Source organism: Streptomyces sp. NBC_00224, assembly GCF_041435195.1.
Taxonomy (GTDB): Bacteria; Actinomycetota; Actinomycetes; order Streptomycetales; family Streptomycetaceae; genus Streptomyces.
Window position 1 is genome coordinate 3,927,160 of the sequence record NZ_CP108106.1, and the last position, 17,371, is coordinate 3,944,530.

General features: G+C 73.4%; 10 protein-coding genes. 6 read left to right on the plus strand and 4 right to left on the minus strand.

Annotated elements, in window-relative coordinates:
- Positions 1–227: 227 nt before the first annotated feature.
- The 3 genes from prfB to OG965_RS17510 all read right to left on the minus strand — a co-directional run bounded on the left by prfB (position 228) and on the right by OG965_RS17510 (position 4,486).
- Complete coding sequence (gene prfB, locus OG965_RS17500) at positions 228–1,331, minus strand: peptide chain release factor 2 (RefSeq protein WP_371653005.1); 1,104 nt, start codon at positions 1,329–1,331, stop codon at positions 228–230.
- A gap of 69 nt (positions 1,332–1,400) precedes the next feature.
- Positions 1,401–2,639 (minus strand): serine/threonine-protein kinase, encoded by a 1,239-nt coding sequence (locus tag OG965_RS17505; RefSeq protein ID WP_371653006.1) that lies wholly within the window; start codon positions 2,637–2,639, stop codon positions 1,401–1,403.
- A 125-nt stretch (positions 2,640–2,764) separates the two neighbouring features.
- On the minus strand, positions 2,765–4,486 hold the full coding sequence (locus OG965_RS17510; protein ID WP_371653007.1) for a serine/threonine-protein kinase: 1,722 nt from the start codon (positions 4,484–4,486) through the stop codon (positions 2,765–2,767).
- Positions 4,487–4,891: 405 nt separating this feature from the next.
- Between OG965_RS17510 and OG965_RS17515 the strand changes: the two genes are divergently transcribed.
- The 6 genes from OG965_RS17515 (at position 4,892) to OG965_RS17540 (ending at position 17,005) form a co-directional block, all read left to right on the plus strand.
- Positions 4,892–8,287 (plus strand): FHA domain-containing protein, encoded by a 3,396-nt coding sequence (locus OG965_RS17515; protein WP_371653008.1) that lies wholly within the window; start codon positions 4,892–4,894, stop codon positions 8,285–8,287.
- 385 nt (positions 8,288–8,672) lie between these two features.
- Complete coding sequence (locus OG965_RS17520) at positions 8,673–10,037, plus strand: ABC transporter substrate-binding protein (protein WP_371653009.1); 1,365 nt, start codon at positions 8,673–8,675, stop codon at positions 10,035–10,037.
- Between the two features lie 14 nt (positions 10,038–10,051).
- Positions 10,052–11,383, plus strand: coding sequence for a carbohydrate ABC transporter permease (locus OG965_RS17525; protein ID WP_371653010.1), 1,332 nt, complete (start codon positions 10,052–10,054; stop codon positions 11,381–11,383).
- Positions 11,380–12,258, plus strand: coding sequence for a carbohydrate ABC transporter permease (locus OG965_RS17530; RefSeq protein WP_371653011.1), 879 nt, complete (start codon positions 11,380–11,382; stop codon positions 12,256–12,258). The genes OG965_RS17525 and OG965_RS17530 overlap by 4 nt, the downstream gene beginning before the upstream one ends.
- A gap of 83 nt (positions 12,259–12,341) precedes the next feature.
- Positions 12,342–14,582 carry a CDP-glycerol glycerophosphotransferase family protein gene (locus tag OG965_RS17535; RefSeq protein WP_371653012.1) on the plus strand — a complete coding sequence of 747 codons (2,241 nt, stop codon included), beginning with the start codon at positions 12,342–12,344 and terminating at the stop codon, positions 14,580–14,582.
- Positions 14,583–14,782: 200 nt separating this feature from the next.
- Positions 14,783–17,005, plus strand: coding sequence for a CDP-glycerol glycerophosphotransferase family protein (locus tag OG965_RS17540; protein ID WP_371653013.1), 2,223 nt, complete (start codon positions 14,783–14,785; stop codon positions 17,003–17,005).
- Here OG965_RS17540 and OG965_RS17545 read toward each other — a convergent pair.
- Positions 16,977–17,351, minus strand: a complete 375-nt coding sequence (locus OG965_RS17545; protein ID WP_371653014.1) for a hypothetical protein — start codon at positions 17,349–17,351, stop codon at positions 16,977–16,979. The genes OG965_RS17540 and OG965_RS17545 overlap by 29 nt on opposite strands.
- Positions 17,352–17,371 lie beyond the last annotated feature (20 nt).

Sequence of the window (17,371 nt, forward strand, 5' to 3'; positions counted from 1 at the left end):
GACTGGGAGATCCGTTTCCGTCGCCCCCGTCACACGCGCCCCGGAAATACGCATGCCGCGCGTCAGCCTTCCGCACTCCTAAGAATCGCGTCAAGGCCGTTGCGTACGGAATGCCCGGATTAGGGCGACTTGCCCGTCGTACGGGATTGCGACTGTGACGTAAAAAGGGAACTGCCGCTCAATGAACGGCAGTTCCCTTGTCGACAAAGCCCCGAAAAGGCAGTCGGTTACTTCTCCTGCTGCTTGCGCCAGCGAATTCCCGCTTCCAGGAAACCGTCGATCTCGCCGTCGAGCACCGCCTGCGGGTTGCCGACCTCGAACTCGGTGCGCAGGTCCTTGACCATCTGGTACGGGTGCAGGACGTACGAACGCATCTGGTTGCCCCAGGAGCTGCCGCTGTCCTTGAGGGCGTCCATCCTGGCCCGCTCCTCCTGGCGCTGGCGCTCAAGGAGCTTGGCCTGGAGGACGTTCATGGCGCTCGCCTTGTTCTGGATCTGGGAGCGCTCGTTCTGACAGGAGACGACGATGCCGGTCGGCAGGTGCGTGATCCGGACCGCGGAGTCGGTGGTGTTGACGCCCTGGCCGCCGGGGCCCGAGGCGCGGTACACGTCCACGCGCAGCTCGGACTCGTCGATCTCGACGTGGTCGGAGGACTCGACGACCGGGAGGATCTCGACGCCCGCGAACGAGGTCTGGCGGCGGCCCTGGTTGTCGAACGGCGAGATGCGCACCAGGCGGTGCGTGCCCTGCTCGACGGAGAGCGTGCCGTACGCGTACGGCGCCTTGACGACGAAGGTGGTCGACTTGATGCCGGCCTCTTCCGCGTACGACGTCTCGTAGACCTCGGTCGAGTAGCCGTGGCGCTCGGCCCAGCGCAGGTACATGCGCTGCAGGCGCTCGGCGAAGTCCGAGGCGTCGACGCCGCCGGCCTCGGCACGGATGTTGACCAGCGCCTCGCGCTCGTCGTACTCGCCGGACAGGAGCGTGCGGACCTCCATCTCGTCCAGCGCCTTGCGCACGGAGACCAGCTCGGTCTCCGCCTCCGCGAGGGTGTCCGCGTCGTCCATCTCCTCGGCGAGCTCGAAGAGCACACTGAGGTCGTCGATCCGGCCGCGCAGCGCCTCGGTCTTGCGGACCTCGGCCTGGAGGTGCGAAAGCTTGCTCGTGATCTTCTGGGCGGCCTCCGGGTCGTCCCACAGGGACGGCGCGGCTGCCTGCTCCTCAAGCACGGCGATATCTGCCCTCAGCTTGTCGAGGTCCAGGACGGCCTCGATCGACCCCATGGTCGAGGAGAGGGACTTCAGCTCTTCGGATACATCGACGACTGCCACGGGTCCAGCGTAACGGCTGTGCGCAAGGACGTTTCCCCCGCGGCGTGCCATCGCCGGACGGGGCCGGGCCTACGGGGTCGCCGGGACCGAGTGCTTGGAGTCCTGCGGCGGCTCGTCCTTACCGTCGCCGCCTCCGCTCGTCGCCAGCCAGCCGCCGACCGCCACCGCCGCCGTCAGGGCGACCGCAGAGGCGCCCAGGATCAGTCGGCGCTTGCGGACCTGGTCCGCGCGGTGGCGTGCGGACCCCGGGCGCGGGGTGCCTGCCGGGCGGGGGGCGCGGGCCGTGCCAAGGGGGCCGCCCGCCAGTTCGTCGGGGGCGGGGACGCGCATGCTGGTGTGGGTGTCGCGGTTGGAGTCCAGGGGGGCGCCCGGCACCAGGGGCACCGCGCCCCGGCGGGGCCTGCCGGAGGAGGGGGCGGGCTCCTCGTACACCTGCTCCTCGGGCTCCTCGGCGTCCGGCTCGTCCACGTCCAGCGGCGGCATCCCCGCCACCAGCGGCAGCAGCTCGCGCAGGCGGGCGGAGAGCTCCGAGGCGCGCAGGCGGGAGGCCGGGGCCTTGGCGAGGCACTGGACGACCAGCTGCCAGAGCTCGTCGGGGATGCCGGGCAGCGGCACCACGGTCTCGGTGACGTGGCGGCGCAGGACCGCGCCGGGGTGGCCGCCGCCGAAGGGCGTGAAGCCCGCCAGGAGCTCGTAGAGCACCGTCGCCAGGGCGTAGATGTCCACCGCCGCCCGGGGCGGGAGGCCCTCGACGATCTCGGGGGCCAGATAGTCGGGCGTGCCGATGATGCGGGTGGCCTTGGTGCGGCGGGGGGTATCGATCAGCTTCGCCACGCCGAAGTCGGTGAGGAGCGCGGGGTGCGCGCCGCCGGGGCCGAGCGGGCCCTGCATGTCCAGGAGGATGTTCTCGGGCTTGACGTCCCGGTGCACGACGCCGGCCGCGTGCGCGGCGGCCAGGCCGTCGGCCACGTCCGCGACGATCGCCACCGCCGCCTCGGGGGCGAGCCGGCGCTCGCGGTCGAGCCGGGTGCGTACGTCCGTACCCCGCACGAGGTCCATGACCAGGGCGAGGTCGTTGCCGTCGACGACCAGGTCGCGCACGCCCACGACGTTCGGGTGGTCGAGGCCGAGCAGCGCGGTGCGCTCCTGGACGAAGCGGCCGACCAGCTCCTGGTCGGCGGCGAGGTCCTCGCGCAGCAGCTTGATGGCGACGGGCCCGTCAGGCCCCTCGCCTAGCCACACCGTGCCGGCGCTGCCCCGCCCCAGAATCTGGTGGGCGGTGTACCGGCTGCCGATATTCCGTGCCAAGACTGCTCCCTCAGCGGCTGGCTGTGCACGCCGAGGCTACGCGGCCGGAAGGCCAACCTTCACTTCCGAGGGGGAAATCACCCCCTGGAAGTCGACAAATCCACGAAGTCGGCGTGGCGCGCGCCTCAGTTGCCGTCGAGTTTGCCGATCCAGCCCGACACCTTGTCGACGGCGTCGCCGATGGCCTGCCAGTAGCTCTTGCCCTCGGCCACCCAGTCCTGGAGCGGGGTCAGCTCCCAGATCAGCCAGCCCGCCACGAACAGCAGGACGAGGGTGAACAGACAGCCCTTGAGGCAGCCGAGGCCCGGGATCCGCATCGGGTTCGCGTTGCGGCGGCGCGGCTCGCGGGGCGCGGGAGCCTGCGGCTGCTGCGGCTGGGGCGCCTGCGGCGGGGCGTACTGCTGGCGCTGCTGATGCTGGGGCGGCGGCGCGTACTGCTGGTGCTGCGGGGGCTGCGCGTACGGCTGGGGCTGCTGCGGCTGCCGGTACTGCTGAGGCTGGGGCTGCTGCTGGGGGTACTGCTGCTGAGGGCGCTGCGGAGGCCGCTGTTGCTGCGGCGGCTGGGGCTGCTGCGACTGGCGGTGCGGGCGGCGGCGCAGCGGGTCCTGCTCCGGGTCCAGGTACTGGACCTGCGTCTGCTCGTTGCGGTCGCGGGCCGCCTGGAGCTGGGACTGCCAGGGGTGCGGCTGCTCGGGCTGCTGCGGGTCGAGGCCCTGCTGGCCGAACTGGTTCTGGCCCTGCGGCACCGGCGGCATCACGGCCGTCGGATCGGCCGCGCCCCGGCTGGGCAGGACGGCGGTCGGGTCCGCCGCTCCGGACGTGTTCGGCAGGTACGAGGTCGCCGCGTTCGGATCGTTCTGACCGTACGAACCCGCGTTGCTCGGCAGCACCTGGGTCGGGTCGGCCGCGCCGGGCGTCTCGGGGACGGGCGCGGGCGCCGGGTCGGGCGCGAGCAGCGCGCCGACGCCGTCGGCCGCCTCGACCTGGGCCGCGCTGGAGTGCACCCCGATGCCGTCGGCCACGACGCGCAGGGCGCGCGCGAGGTTCTCGGCGCTCGGCCGCTCGTCCGGGTTCTTGCGCAGACAGCGCTCTATGACCGTCCACAGCGGGCCGGGGACGGTGGTGGGGCGGCGCGGCTCCTCGCTCAGATGCCGGTGCAGCACCTCCAGAGCGGTCCCGCCCGCGAACGGCGGACGCCCGGTGACCAGCTCGTAGATCAGGATTCCGGCACCGTAGATGTCGACGGCGGAGGTCTGCGGGCGACCCTCGGCGGACTCCGGCGCCACGTACGCGGGCGTGCCCACGAACTCGTGCGTACGGGTCAGGCCCGGGGAGTCCGCGAGGCGCGCGATGCCGAAGTCGGTGAGCATCGGGTGCATGGCGCCGCCGCGCTCGTCGAGCAGGACGTTGGCGGGCTTCAGATCGCGGTGGACGACGCCGTCGGCATGGCTGGCGGCGAGCGCGTCCGCGATCTGCGCGGTGAGCAGGGACGCGGCGACCGGGGTGAGCGGGCCGTTCTCGCGCAGGTAGCGGTGCAGGTCCGGGCCGTCGATCAGGTCCATGACCAGGGCGAGCAGATCGCCCTCGACGACGAGGTCGCGGGTGCGCACGATGTTGGGGTGCGTCAGGCGCAGCAGCACCGACCGCTCGCGCAGGAACCGCATCACGACGTCGGCGTCGTTGGCCAGCTCCTCCTTGAGGACCTTGATCGCGACGGTCTCGCCGGGCTGGCCGGCCACGGCCGCCTCGGCACCCGCCGCCTCCCGCTGGCTCGCGCGCCAGACGGTGCCCGTGGCACCGCGTCCGAGCGGCTCTTCGAGCAAGTACTTGCTGCCTACCGGCCGCACGTCATGCGCTCCCTGCTGGTCTGGCTGGTTCCGGGTCTCTTCGGGTGTCCCCGAACCGCCCACTGTAGTGCCGCCGACTGTCACGACGGCTGTGCGACGACTGTGGCGGCGCGGGCCCACACGCTCCGGGTGTTCGAAGGGAAGACGCCACCTTCGTACGGAAGGTTGCCGAACGGTCGTGCCGAAGCGGGGTGAGCGATTCCGACGAGGTGCGCAACCAGCCACTTTGCGGCCACATTTGCGTCGAGAGCCGACCATTCAAGATCACTTGGAGGTGGGGGGCGGGCGTGTTGTCAGTGGCAGGTGCGAGGATGCCCTCAGCACGACATGTGTGCCTGGTGGGGGGAATCACAAGGGCCTTCCCTCCGTGCCCGGCACCCCCGCGCAGAAGGGACCGCCGAGGCGATGCAGATCCGGCTGACCGTCCTCGCGCCGCGCAGCGGCCACGCTGCGGCGCGCGCCTGCGACGTGCTCGTGACCGCGCCCGCCGGGACCGCGCTCGCGGCCGTCGCCTCGGGCCTCGCCACGGCCGCGTCCGGCTCCGAGGTGTCCAGTGCGGTGGTGCTCTACGCGGGCCGGGAGCGCCTCGACCCACAGCGCCGCGTGCTCGGCGAACCGCCGCTGGTGGACGGGGCGGTGCTGTCCCTGTCGTCCCCGGCCGACCCCGCCTCGTACGCATACGCGGAGTACGCGTACGAGGAGCACGAGGAGGCGGCCCAGGCCCGGCTCTGCGTCGTCGCGGGGCCGGACGCGGGCGGGGTCCATCTGCTGCACGGCGGCCAGATCCGCGTCGGCCGCTCGGCGGACGCCGACGTTCCGCTGGACGACCCGGATGTGTCCCGGCTGCACTGCGCGGTCACGGTCGGCGAGGGCGGCCGAGTGTCGGTGGCCGACCTGGGCTCGACGAACGGCACGCGCGTGGACGGCGCCCCGGTCGGCCAGCACCCGGTGCGCCTGCCGGTGGGCGCGCTGCTGCGCCTCGGGGAGTCCGCCCTGCGACTGAGCACCGGCGCCCCGCCCCCGCAGCCGCTGCCCACGGTGCCGGACGGGGAGGGGCACGTCCGGGTGACCCCGGCCGCCTCGCCCCCGCAACCGCCGTCGGGGCCGGTGGCGTACGGGGAGGGAGCCCCGGCCGGGGCTCCGGTCCCGCACGGCGCGGAGACCGCCCGGGTGCCGTCCCCGCGCGCGTCGAGCGAGCCGGGCCCCGCCGGGCACGGCCCGACGACCCACGGCACGGGGAGCGCGCCCGCGCCCGGGGGCCACGGCCCGGGTGACCCGGCGGAGGACGGCGGGCGGCCGCACGGGCAGGGCGGCGACGAGGGTTTCGGACAGGGTCGTACGGAGGGCGGGTACGGCACGTACGGCGGCGTCTCCGGGCCGCGGGGCGGAAGCGGCCAGGCAAGCGGTCGGGCTCAGGTGCCCGGCGCGCGGGGCGAGGGCTCCGAGGTCCACGGGCCCGGGGCGGGCCATGGCCATCAGACTTACGGCGCGGGGCCGGGCAGGGACGACCAGGCCTACGGCGACGGCGAGGGCGCCGGCGGCCAGGCGTACGGCCCCGGTGCGAGTCGGCGGGTCGGGACACCTCCGCGCGGGACCCGGATGCCGGAGGACGTCGAGCACGCGCGCGTGGACGACGGGGCGCCGTCCCGGCGGCGCGGCGGGATCGGCGCCTGGGCACGGCGGCTGGCCGGAGGGCGCGGGGAGGACGTGTACGAACCGGCGCCCGCCGAGGCCGCGGCCGTGGCGCCGGGCGGCGCCCCGCCCGCGCCGGAGCGGTGGCCCGACCCCGCCGCGCTGCTGCTGACCGCGCTGGGACCCGGGCCCCGGCTGTGGGAGCGCCGCCCCGGGCACCCGGAGGAGCTGGCGATCCGGGTCGGGACGGCGGACCGGGGCGAGCTCGCGGCCGTGCCGGTCACCGTGGGGCTGCGGGAGGTCGGCTCGCTCGGCCTCGCCGGGCCCCGCGCCCGGCTGAACGGCCTGGCGAGGGCGGCCGTGGCCCAGCTGGCGGCGCTGCACGCGCCGGCCGACCTGGAGATCGTCCTCATCAGTACGGAGCGCGGCCGCAGCCTCCAGATCCGTACCGCGGAGTGGGGCTGGCTCGGCTGGCTCCCGCATGCGCGCCCCGGGCACGGCCAGGACTGCCGACTGCTCCTCGCGTACGACCGGGAGCAGGCCACGGCCCGTACGACCGAGCTGGTCCGGCGCCTGGACGACAGCCCGCTCGGGCCGGGCTGGGCGTCCGCCGACGCGGCGGCCGTGGCCGACGCGACCCGCCGCTACCGGGGTCCGTACACGGTGGTGATCGTCGACGGCGACCCCGGCTCGTCCGTGCTGCGCGAGACGACGGCCCGGCTCGCGTCCGCCGGGGGCGCGGCGGGCATCCATCTGCTCTGTCTCGCCGAGACGCCGGCCGCCTCGCCGGTGTCGCCGGTGGAGGCGACGTACGAGTCGGCGTGCGCGGTCTCGCTCCCCTTCCGCGAGTGCGGGGCGGCGGCGCTGCTGAGCGGGGACGTGGCCACGGCGCTGCGGCTGCTGCGCACCGCGGGCGGCCGCCCGGCCGGGCACGGCACGCTGGCGGTGGTGGACGCGGTGTCGGCGGCGTGGGCGGAGCGGTTCGCGCGGGCGCTGGCGCCACTGCGGGCGGGCGACGGAACCACCGCGCCAGGGCGGCCGCCGGTGGCCCTGCCCCGCTCGTCCCGGCTGCTCGACGAACTGGGCCTGGCCCGGGCCACCCCGGCGTCCCTCATGGCGCGCTGGGAGTCGGCGCCGGACGGCGCGGTGGTGCTCGGCACCGGGCCGCGCGGCCCGGTCGGGGTCGGCCTCGCCTCCGACGGGCCGCATCTGCTGATCGAGGGACCGGCGGGCAGCGGGCGTACGGAACTGCTGCGGGCGGTCGCCGCGTCGCTGGCGGCGGGGGCGCGGCCGGACCGGCTGGCTCTCGTACTGGTCGACGGGGCGGGCGGGGAGCGCGGCGAGGGCCTGCGCGCCTGCACCGAACTCCCCCATGTCTCCACCCACTTGGTGGCCTCGGACCCGGTCCGCATGCGGGAGTTCGCGCAGGCACTGGGGGCGGAGCTGAAGCGGCGGGCGGAGCTGCTGGGGGATCTGGGCTTCGCGGAATGGGTGGCGCGCCAGTCGCAGGAGGTGGCGGAGCGGATGGTCGGGCCGCGCTCGCCGGCCGCCGGTGAGCAGGGCGGCGACCAGCGGGGCGATGCGGACGCGCCGTCCACCAGCACGCTGCGGCTGCGGCCGCTGGGGCGTACGCGTACGGAGGCGGGGCCGCCGCCCCTCGCACGTCTCGTCGTCCTCGTCGACGACCTCGACGCCCTGGTCGCACCCGCGCTCGGCAGCCCCGGGCGGCCCGCCGCGGGGTCCGTGGTGCGCGCGCTTGAGGCGGTGGCGCGGGACGGGGAGCGGCTGGGGGTCCACCTGGTCGCGACATCGGCCCGCCCGGACCGTACGGCGGACACGGAGCTGGCGCGGGGGGTACGGAACGTGGTGCGGCTCGACGCGCCGCCGGTCGTGCCGTCGCCCGAGGAGCCTTCGCCGGGGCGGGGGCGGCTGTTCGGGGCGGACGGTTCGGTGACGCCGTTCCAGGGCGGGCGGGTCACGGGGCGGATACCCCGGACGGCGACGCTTCGTCCGACGGTGGTCCCTTTGGAGTGGGAGCGGATGGGGGATCCGCCGGCTCGGCGGCCGGTGCGGGAGCTGGGGAACGGGCCTACGGATCTGGCGTTGCTGGCCAGTGCGTTGGAGAGGGCGGGGCGCGTGGTGCACGCGGCGGCGCCAGCGGGTCTTTGAGCCCCACCCCGCGAAACCCTCCGGGGGTGGGTAGGGGGGTGGGTTCCCCGGGGACTGCGCCCCCGGACCCGCTTCGGGGCTGCGCCCCGGACCTCGTTCGTCTGCGGGCCGACTGTGGCTGGTCGCGCAGTTCCCCGCGCCCCTAAAAGGGGCCCGCACCTCGCACGCCGAACAGGCTGGAGTTACCTAAGGGGCGCGGGGAACTGCGCGACCAGCCCCCACCGGGCCCGCAGACGAACCCTCCCGCACCCCCACCCCCCCCTGACGCCACGTCACGACCCCATCACGATCGCCCAGTTGATGTCGATCGCGCTATTGCGGGCCCCCCGCACCCGGCGTAGGACTGTCCGGACGGGACGACCTCGGCGGCGGGAGGCGGCAAGCCATGCGTACAGGCACGCGTACAGGTCGGAAGCTGGTCGGGATGGCGATCATCGGGGCGCTCGCCCTCACCGCCACCGCTTGCGGGGACGACGACAAGGACGACGGCGCGAAGCCGGACAAGAGCAAGTCCGGCAGCCCGGCCACCCTCACCCTCCCCCGTCTCGACGGGCAGAAGATCGAGGTCGCCGCCGTGTGGACCGGGCCCGAGCAGGCCAACTTCGTCAAGGTGTTGAAGGAGTTCGAGAGCCGGACCGGCGCCACCGTCACCTTCGTTCCGGCCCAGGACCCCATCGTCAACTTCCTGGGGACCAAGATCGCCGGTGGCAGTCCGCCGGACGTGGCCATGCTGCCGCAGGTCGGGGCCATCCAGCAGGCCGTGCAGAAGAAGTGGGTCAAGCCCGTCGGGCCGGAGGCCAAGGCGCAGCTCGCCAAGAACTACTCCAAGGTCTGGCAGGACCTGGGCGCGGTCGACGGCACCCAGTACGCCGTGTACTTCAAGGCCGCCAACAAGTCCCTCGTCTGGTACAACACCAAAGTCTTCGATGCGGCGGGCGCCCAAGTCCCCAAGACCTGGAAGGACTTCCTCGCCACCGCCGACACCATCTCCGCCTCCGGCGTCACCCCCGTCTCCGTCGGCGGCGCCGACGGCTGGACCCTCACCGACTGGTTCGAGAACATCTACCTCTCCCAGGCGGGGCCCGAGAAGTACGACCAGCTGGCCAAGCACCGGATCAAGTGGACCGACCCGTCCGTCAAGGACGCCCTGACCACCCTCGGCCAGCTCTTCGGCAAGCCCGCCCTCATCGCCGGCGGCGCGACCGGCGCCCTCCAGACCGAGTTCCCCGCCTCCGTCACCCAGACCTTCACCGGCGGCGACCAGCCCAAGGCCGGAATGGTCTTCGAGGGGGACTTCGTCAGTGTCAACATCGGGCAGACCTCCGCCAGGATCGGGACGGATGCGAAGGTCTTCCCGTTCCCGGCTGTTGGCGCCAAGGCGCCCGTCGTCACCGGTGGGGACGCCGCCGTCGCGCTCAAGGACACCAAGGGCGCCCAGGCCCTGCTGACCTGGCTGGCCTCCCCGGACGCCGCCAAGGTGTGGGCCGCCTCGGGCGGTTACATCTCGCCCAACAAGGCCACCGACCTCGCCGCGTACCCCAACGACGTACAGCGTGACATCGCCAAGGCCCTGATCGCGGCCGGGGACGACGTGCGGTTCGACATGTCCGACCAGGCGCCGCAGTCCTTCGGCGGGACGCCGGGGAAGGGCGAGTGGAAGGACCTTCAGGACTTCCTGAAGAACCCGAAGGACGTCGGCGGTGCCCAGGCCAAGCTGGAGGCCGACGCGGCCGCGGCGTACAAGAGCTGACCGGGCCGCCCGCCATGACCGCCGCCCCGGCACCCTCGCCCGCTCCCCGTACCCGCAAGAGCGTGACCAGGACCCGTGCCTACCTCGCCGCCGGGTTCCTGCTTCCCGCGCTCGTCCTGCTCGGCGCGCTCGTGGTCTATCCGATCGGGTACTCCGTCTACCGCTCGTTCTTCGACCAGTCGGGCGACGGCTTCGCCGGGGTCGACAACTACAAGACCCTCTTCACCGACGACACCATCCTGACCGCCGTCAAGAACAACGCGATCTGGGTGGTCTGCGCCCCGACCATCGCCACCGCACTCGGGCTGATCTTCGCCGTACTGACCGAACGGGTGCGCTGGGGAACGGCGTTCAAGCTGATCGTCTTCATGCCGATGGTGATCTCGATGCTCGCCGCGGGGATCATCTTCCGGCTGGTGTACGAGCAGGACCCGGACCGGGGGGTCGCCAACGCCGTCTGGGTGGGGGTGCACGACACGTTCGCCGAGTCGGCCGGGTTCCCCCGGGCCCATCCGCTGCCCGCCGCCCCGCTCAAGCCGGGCGGCAGCGGCTCCTTCGTCACCAAGGACGCGGTCCGCGCCGGGCAGCCCGCGCTGCTCCCGCTCGTCGGGGTCGCCGCCGACAAGATGCCGTCGTCCGCGAAGGCGGCGAAGGCGGCGGCCGCCGGTCCCGGCGAGATCACCGGTACCGCCTGGCTCGACTTCACCAGAGGGGGCGGTGGCACCCCCAACACCATCGACTCCAAGGAGCTCGGCCTCAAAGGCATCAAGATCGAAGCCGTCCGGGACGGTCATGTCGTCGCCACCGCCACCGCGCGCGCGGACGGTACGTTCACCCTTCCCGCCAAGGCCGACGGGGCCCAACTGCGGCTGCCCCGCAGCAACTTCCGCGAGCCCTACAACGGCGTGAACTGGCTCGGCCCGACCCTCGTCACCCCCGCCATCATCGGCTCGTACATCTGGATGTGGGCCGGGTTCGCGATGGTGCTCATCGCGGCGGGACTCGCGGGGCTGCCGCGCGAACTGCTGGAAGCGGCGCGGGTGGACGGCGCCAACGAGTGGCAGGTCTTCCGGCGGGTGACCGTGCCGCTGCTCGCGCCCGTCCTCGCCGTCGTCCTCGTCACGCTGATGATCAACGTGCTGAAGATCTTCGACCTGATCTTCATCATCGCGCCCGGCTCCAGCCAGGACGACGCCAATGTCCTGGCGCTCCAGCTCTACCGCTCCTCGTTCGGCACGGACGCCGACCTCGGCGTCGGCAGCGCGATCGCGGTCCTGCTGCTGATCCTGGTCGTACCGGTGATGCTCTTCAACATCCGCAGGATGCGGCGGGAGGCCCGACGATGACAGTCGTAGGAGTCGTCAAGGCCAAGCAGTCCCTGCCCGCCCGGATCGCCGCCCGGGCCGGTGGCGGCGCGCTGCGCGTCTTTCTCATCCTCGTCGGGCTCTTCTGGCTGATGCCGACCGTCGGGCTGCTGCTGTCCTCGCTGCGCAGCCCCTCCGACATCGCCTCCACCGGCTGGTGGAAGATCTTCAACGAGCCGTCCCAGCTCACCTTCCACAACTACTCCAACCTGCTGGACAACAGCACGATCACCGACTCGCTCCTCTCCACCGTCGTGATCACCGTGCCCGCGACCGTCCTGGTCGTCGTCATCGGCTCGTTCGCCGGATACGCCTTCGCCTGGATGGACTTCCCCGGCCGCGACTGGTGGTTCATGGTCGTGGTGAGCCTGCTGGTCGTCCCCGTCCAGGTCGCCCTCGTACCGGTCGCCAAGCTCTTCGGCGAGGTCGGGATCTTCGAGACGACGGTCGGCGTCATCACCTTCCACGTCGCCTTCGGCCTGCCCTTCGCGATCTTCCTGCTGAGGAACTTCTTCGCGGAGATCCCCCGGGAGCTCCTGGAGGCCGCGCGGCTCGACGGGGCGGGCGAGATACGCCTGTTCACCCGGGTCGTGCTGCCGCTCGGCGGCCCGGCGATCGCCTCGCTCGGCATCTTCCAGTTCCTGTGGGTCTGGAACGACATGCTGGTCGCGCTGATCTTCGCGGACTCCAAGCACCCGCCGATCACGGTCGCCCTCCAGCAGCAGGTACGGCAGTTCGGCAACAACATCGACGTCCTGGCGCCCGGCGCCTTCGTCTCCATGGTCATCCCGCTGGCCGTCTTCTTCGCCTTCCAGCGCCAGTTCGTGTCGGGGGTGATGGCGGGCGCCGTCAAGTAGCCCACGTCAAACGGGCGCCGCGGCTTTACCCCGTCTGCCACCACCGGCGTAACCCGCTCGCGCCCTCCGCCGTTCTACGGGCCATGCCCCGGTTCAGCGTGATCGTCCCCGTGTACAAGGTCCAGGCCTATCTCCACGACTGCCTGGGCTCGGTGCTCAGTCAGTCGTACGACGATCTGGAACTGATCGCGGTGGACGACTGCTCACCAGACGCGTGCGGCGCGATCATCGACGAACACGCCGCCCGCGACCGCCGTGTCACCGCCGTGCACCTGGACACCAACACCGGCCTCGGCCCGGCCCGCAACGCCGGACTCGCCCATGCCACCGGCGACTACGTCGTCTTCCTCGACGGTGACGACACCCTCACCCCGGGCGCCCTCCAGGCCGTCGCGGACCGGCTCAAGGAGACCGGCGACCCGGACGTCCTGCTGTACGACTACGCGCGCACGTTCTGGTCGGGCGAGCAGGTCCGCAACAAGTCGGCCGCCCAGCTCGCCGAGGCCGGGCCCGCCACCTTCCGGCTCGCGGACCGGCCGGGGCTGCTCAAGCTGCTCAGCGTGGTGTGGAACAAGGCGTACCGCCGCGAGTTCATCGAGGAGCAGGGCTTCAGCTTCACGCCCGGCTTCTACGAGGACGCGCCCTGGACGTATCCGGCGCTGATGGCCGCCGATTCGCTCACCACGCTCGACCGGGTCTGCGTCCACTACCGCCAGCGCCGCCAGGGCAGCATCCTCTCCACCACCAGCCACCACCACTTCGACCTCTTCGACCAGTACGACCGGGTGTTCGCGTTCATCGACGCGCGCCCCGAGCTGGCCCCACTGCGGCCGCTGATCTTCCGGAAGATGGCCGACCACTTCCTCACCGTGTTCACCACCCGGGTGCGGCTGCCGCGCGGCAGCCGCACCGAGTTCTTCCGCCGCGCCCGCGCCCAGTACCGCCGCCACCACTCCCCCGGCGGCGGCCCGCGCACCCTCCGCGTCCGGGTGCGGCACGGCCTGGTCCGGCTCGGCGCCCACCGCACCTATCTGGGCCTGGGGGCGCTCAGCGCGCTGCGCGCCCGCGCGGGCCGGCCGCTGCGCGCGCTCGGCCGCGCGCTGCGCTCCGGAGTGCTCCACTTGCACTACCGGGTCCAGCTGCGTCTGCCGGTGCGGGACGAGGCGGTCTTCAGCGCGTACGGGAACCGGGGGTACGCCTGCAACCCGGCCGCGATCGAGGCGAAGGTGCGGGAGCTGGTGCCCCGGGTGCGGACCGCCTGGGTCGCCGCGCCCGCGCATCTGCACACCGCGCCGCCCGCCACCCGCAAGGTGGCGCCGGACACCTTCGCGTACTGGACGGCGCTCGCCCGCGCCAAGTACCTGGTCAGCAATGTGGAGTTCGACGGCCGACTGGTCAAGCGGGACGGCCAGGTGCTGCTCCAGACCCATCACGGCACCCCGCTCAAGACCATGGGCCTGGACCTGATGGACCGCCCGGCCGCCGTCCGCGACACCGACTTCGCCCATCTGGTCGCCCGCAGCGACCGGTGGGACTACAGCCTCTCCGCCAACCTGCACTCCACCCTCACCTGGGAGCGCACCTACCCCTCGGGCTACACCACGCTCGAATACGGCTATCCCCGCAACGACGTCTTCCACGGGGCGAGCGCCGCCGACGTGGCCCGGCTCCGCGACGGCCTGGGCATCCCCGCCGACGCCACCGCCGTCCTGTACGCGCCGACCCACCGCGACTACCGGCGCGGCCAGCACCGCCCGCTCGACCTGGAGCGCGTGGCCCGCACGCTCGGCCCGGAAGTCGTGCTGCTCACCCGCGCCCACTTCACGTACGGGGCGCCGCTGGCGGACCAGGACGTGCACCCCCGGATCATCGACGTCAGCGGGCACCCGTCGGTCGAGCAGCTGTGCCTGGCCGCCGACGCGCTGGTCACCGACTATTCGTCGCTGATGTTCGACTACGCCAACCTGGACCGCCCGATCGTCATCCACGCGGACGACTGGGAGGCCTACGAGGCGGCCCGCGGCACCTACTTCGACCTGCGGGCCTTCCCGCCGGGCGCGGTCGCCCGCACCGAGGACGAGCTGATCGACATCTTCACCACCGGCCACTGGCGCGGCTCCCGCTCGGCCCAGCTGAGGGCCGCGTTCCGGGCCCGGTTCTGTCCGTACGACGACGGGCACGCGGCGGAGCGGGTGGTGCGGCGGGTGTTCCTGGGCCAGAGTGCCGGTCTGCCCCCGTTCGTACCGGTCGAGGACCGCCGCCCGGCACCGTCGGCGGCCCTGCCGACGACCACGGTCCAGCGGGAACTGGCGGGCCTGGTCTAGCACCCCGCCCCACCGCTGTGGGCAATCGTGCCGCTGGGGCGGCACGGGTGGGCACAGCGGCACCCCCGTCCCGCCGGGCTGCGCACCCCGCCTTGACCCCGCTCCCGCCGGAGTCACGTCGTCTGCGGACCGTGGAGGGCTGGTCGCGCAGTTCCCCGCGCCCCTTATGGGCCTTCGGCCCCCGAAAAGAGGTCCCCGCGTTGCCCCGTTTCACCGTCGTCGTCCCCGTCCACGAGGCCCGCGGGCTCCTCCGCGAGTGCATGGAATCCGTACTGCGGCAGCGACTCGCCGACATCGAGGTCATTGGCGTCGACGACGGGTCGGTGGACGGGTCCGGGCGGCTGCTCGACGAGCTCGCCGCCGCCGACCCGCGCGTACGGGCGGTCCACCTGGCCGCGCCCGTGAGCGCGGGCGAGCGGCGCGACGCCGGGGCCGGGCAGGCCCGCGGGGAGTATCTGCTCTTCCTGGAGCCGGGGCTGGTCCAGCTGCCGGGGGCGCTCGACGCGATCGACGGGCGCCTGAAGGCGGCCGGGGACCCGGACGTGCTGCTCTTCGGGCATCTGCGCACCCCGTTCCTCGGTACGGCCGAGCCGACCCGCTCCCTCGACGTGCTGCGCGCGGCCGGGGACGCGGTGACCACCGCCGCCGGGCGGCCGGGTCTGCTCGGGGTGGCCCCGGTGAGCTGGAACCGGGCGGTGCGGCGGGAGTTCTGGCGCGACGGGGGCCTGCGGTTCGGCTCCGGCGAGCGGGCCGAGGCGATGTGGGCGCTCGGCTCGCTCATCGCGGCCGGATCGGTGGCGGCCCTCGCCACTCCGTGCGTGGACCACCGCCAGCAGCGCCCGCTCCCAGGGGCGCACCAGGACCGCCGCGAGGTCGTCGCCGCGTACGACGCGCTGCTCGCGGACGTCGCCGCCCGGCCCGGGGCGGAGGACCTGCGCGGGCCGCTGTACGCGCTGGCCGTACGGGAGTTGCTGAAGACCTACGCGGGCGCGCGCGGGCAGCGGCGGGCGTACGTCCGGGCGGTGGCCGCGTTCAGCCGGACCCACCGCCCCGTCGGCCACCGGGCGGGCGGCGGGCGGTCCGGGGTGCGCGGTCGGCTGCTCACCGAGGGCCGGTCCCTGACGCTGGCCGCGCTCGACCGGGCCCTGGCGGCCCGCCGCAGACTGCGCTCGCGCGTCCGCGCCCTGCGCAAGTCCGGTCTCCGCACGCTGTTCCGGCACTACTACCGCCTCCAGCGGCTCCTCCCGCTCGACCCCCGGCTCGCGGTGTACGCCTCGTACTGGAACCGGGGTGTGAGCTGCAACCCGGCGGCCGTCCACCGCAAGGCCGCCGAACTCGCCCCGCACATCAAGGGCGTGTGGGTGGTGGCCAGGGCGGAGGCGGCGGACGGGCACGCCTTCGTGCTGCCGGACACCCTGGCGTACTGGCGGCTGATGGCCCGCGCCCGCTACTTCGTCAACAACGTCAACTTCCCCGACCACCTGGTCAAGCGCCCGGGCCAGCTCCACCTCCAGACCCACCACGGCACCCCGCTCAAGCGCATGGGCCTGGACCAGCTCGCGTATCCGGCCGCCGCCAAGGGCTTCAGCTTCCGCCGGTTCCTGGGCCGCGTCGACCGCTGGGACTGGTCGCTTTCCGCCAACCCGCACTCCACCGAGACCTGGTCGCGCGCCTACCCGGGCGCGGTGCGGCACCTGGAGTCGGGCTATCCGCGCAACGACGTGTACGCGACGGCGACCGCCGAGTCCGTCGCCGCCGTCCGCCGCTCGCTCGGCATCGCGCCGGACCGCCGCGCGATCCTGTACGCGCCGACCCACCGCGAGTACGAGCGCGGCTTCTCCGGCGCCGTGGACCTGGTCCGCGTCGCGGACACGCTGGGGCCCGGCACCCTGCTGCTGGTGCGCGCCCACTACTTCTACGCGTCGGCCGGGCTGCCGGAGCACCCCGGGCTGCTCGACGTCTCGGCACACCCCCGGGTCGAGGAGCTGTGCCTGGCGGCGGACGCGCTGGTCACCGACTACTCCTCGGTGATGTTCGACTACGCCAACCTGGACCGCCCGATCGTCGTCCACGCCCCCGACTGGGAGGTGTACCGAACGGTCCGCGGCGTCTGCTTCGACCTCCTCTCGGGACGCCCGGGAGACACCCCGGGCGCGGTCACCACCAGCACGGACGAGCTCATCTCCTGTTTGCGGGACGGCGGTTGGGACAGCCGCGCCAACGCCGTGCTGCGGGCCGCCTTCCGGGAGCGGTTCTGTGCGTACGACGACGGGCGCGCCGCCGAGCGCGTGGTGCGCACGGTGTTCCTGGGCGAACCCGCCGACGTGCTGGGGCCGGTGGAGCCCGTCCGGCGCGCGGTCCCGCCACTGCCGGGCCGGACCGGCGCCCGCCGGGTCACCGCTGCTGGCCGGCCATCACCGTGAAGAGCCCGACGACCACCAGCAGCGAGCCCGCCCACGTCCACCCAGACGTCCGCTCATGCAGCACGGTCGAGCTGGCGAGCACGATCAGCAGGTACCCCAGGGCGTTGAAGGGGTACGCGATGGACAGCGGCACCCGGGCCAGCGTCGACATCCAGGCGACGGCCGAGACGGCGAAGACGACCAGGCCGGCCACGATCCACGGGCTGGTGGCGGCCCGCAGCGCGATCGAGCCGCCGCCGTGCTCCACGGCGACCGCGGCGGTGCGCATGCCGTGCTTGAGCATGATCTGACCGCCCGCCGAGGAGAACACCGCGAAGAGCAGCAGGGCGAGGCTGGACAGGTTCAACGTCCTTCTCCTGACCGGGA

What these genes read in the sequence shown, in the direction of transcription:
- OG965_RS17530 (WP_371653011.1), top strand. Translation starts at nt 11,380, where the DNA reads ATGACAGTCGTAGGAGTCGTCAAGGCCAAGCAGTCCCTGCCCGCCCGG.
- OG965_RS17535 (WP_371653012.1), top strand. Translation starts at nt 12,342, where the DNA reads ATGCCCCGGTTCAGCGTGATCGTCCCCGTGTACAAGGTCCAGGCCTAT.
- OG965_RS17515 (WP_371653008.1), top strand. Translation starts at nt 4,892, where the DNA reads ATGCAGATCCGGCTGACCGTCCTCGCGCCGCGCAGCGGCCACGCTGCG.
- OG965_RS17525 (WP_371653010.1), top strand. Translation starts at nt 10,052, where the DNA reads ATGACCGCCGCCCCGGCACCCTCGCCCGCTCCCCGTACCCGCAAGAGC.
- OG965_RS17520 (WP_371653009.1), top strand. Translation starts at nt 8,673, where the DNA reads ATGCGTACAGGCACGCGTACAGGTCGGAAGCTGGTCGGGATGGCGATC.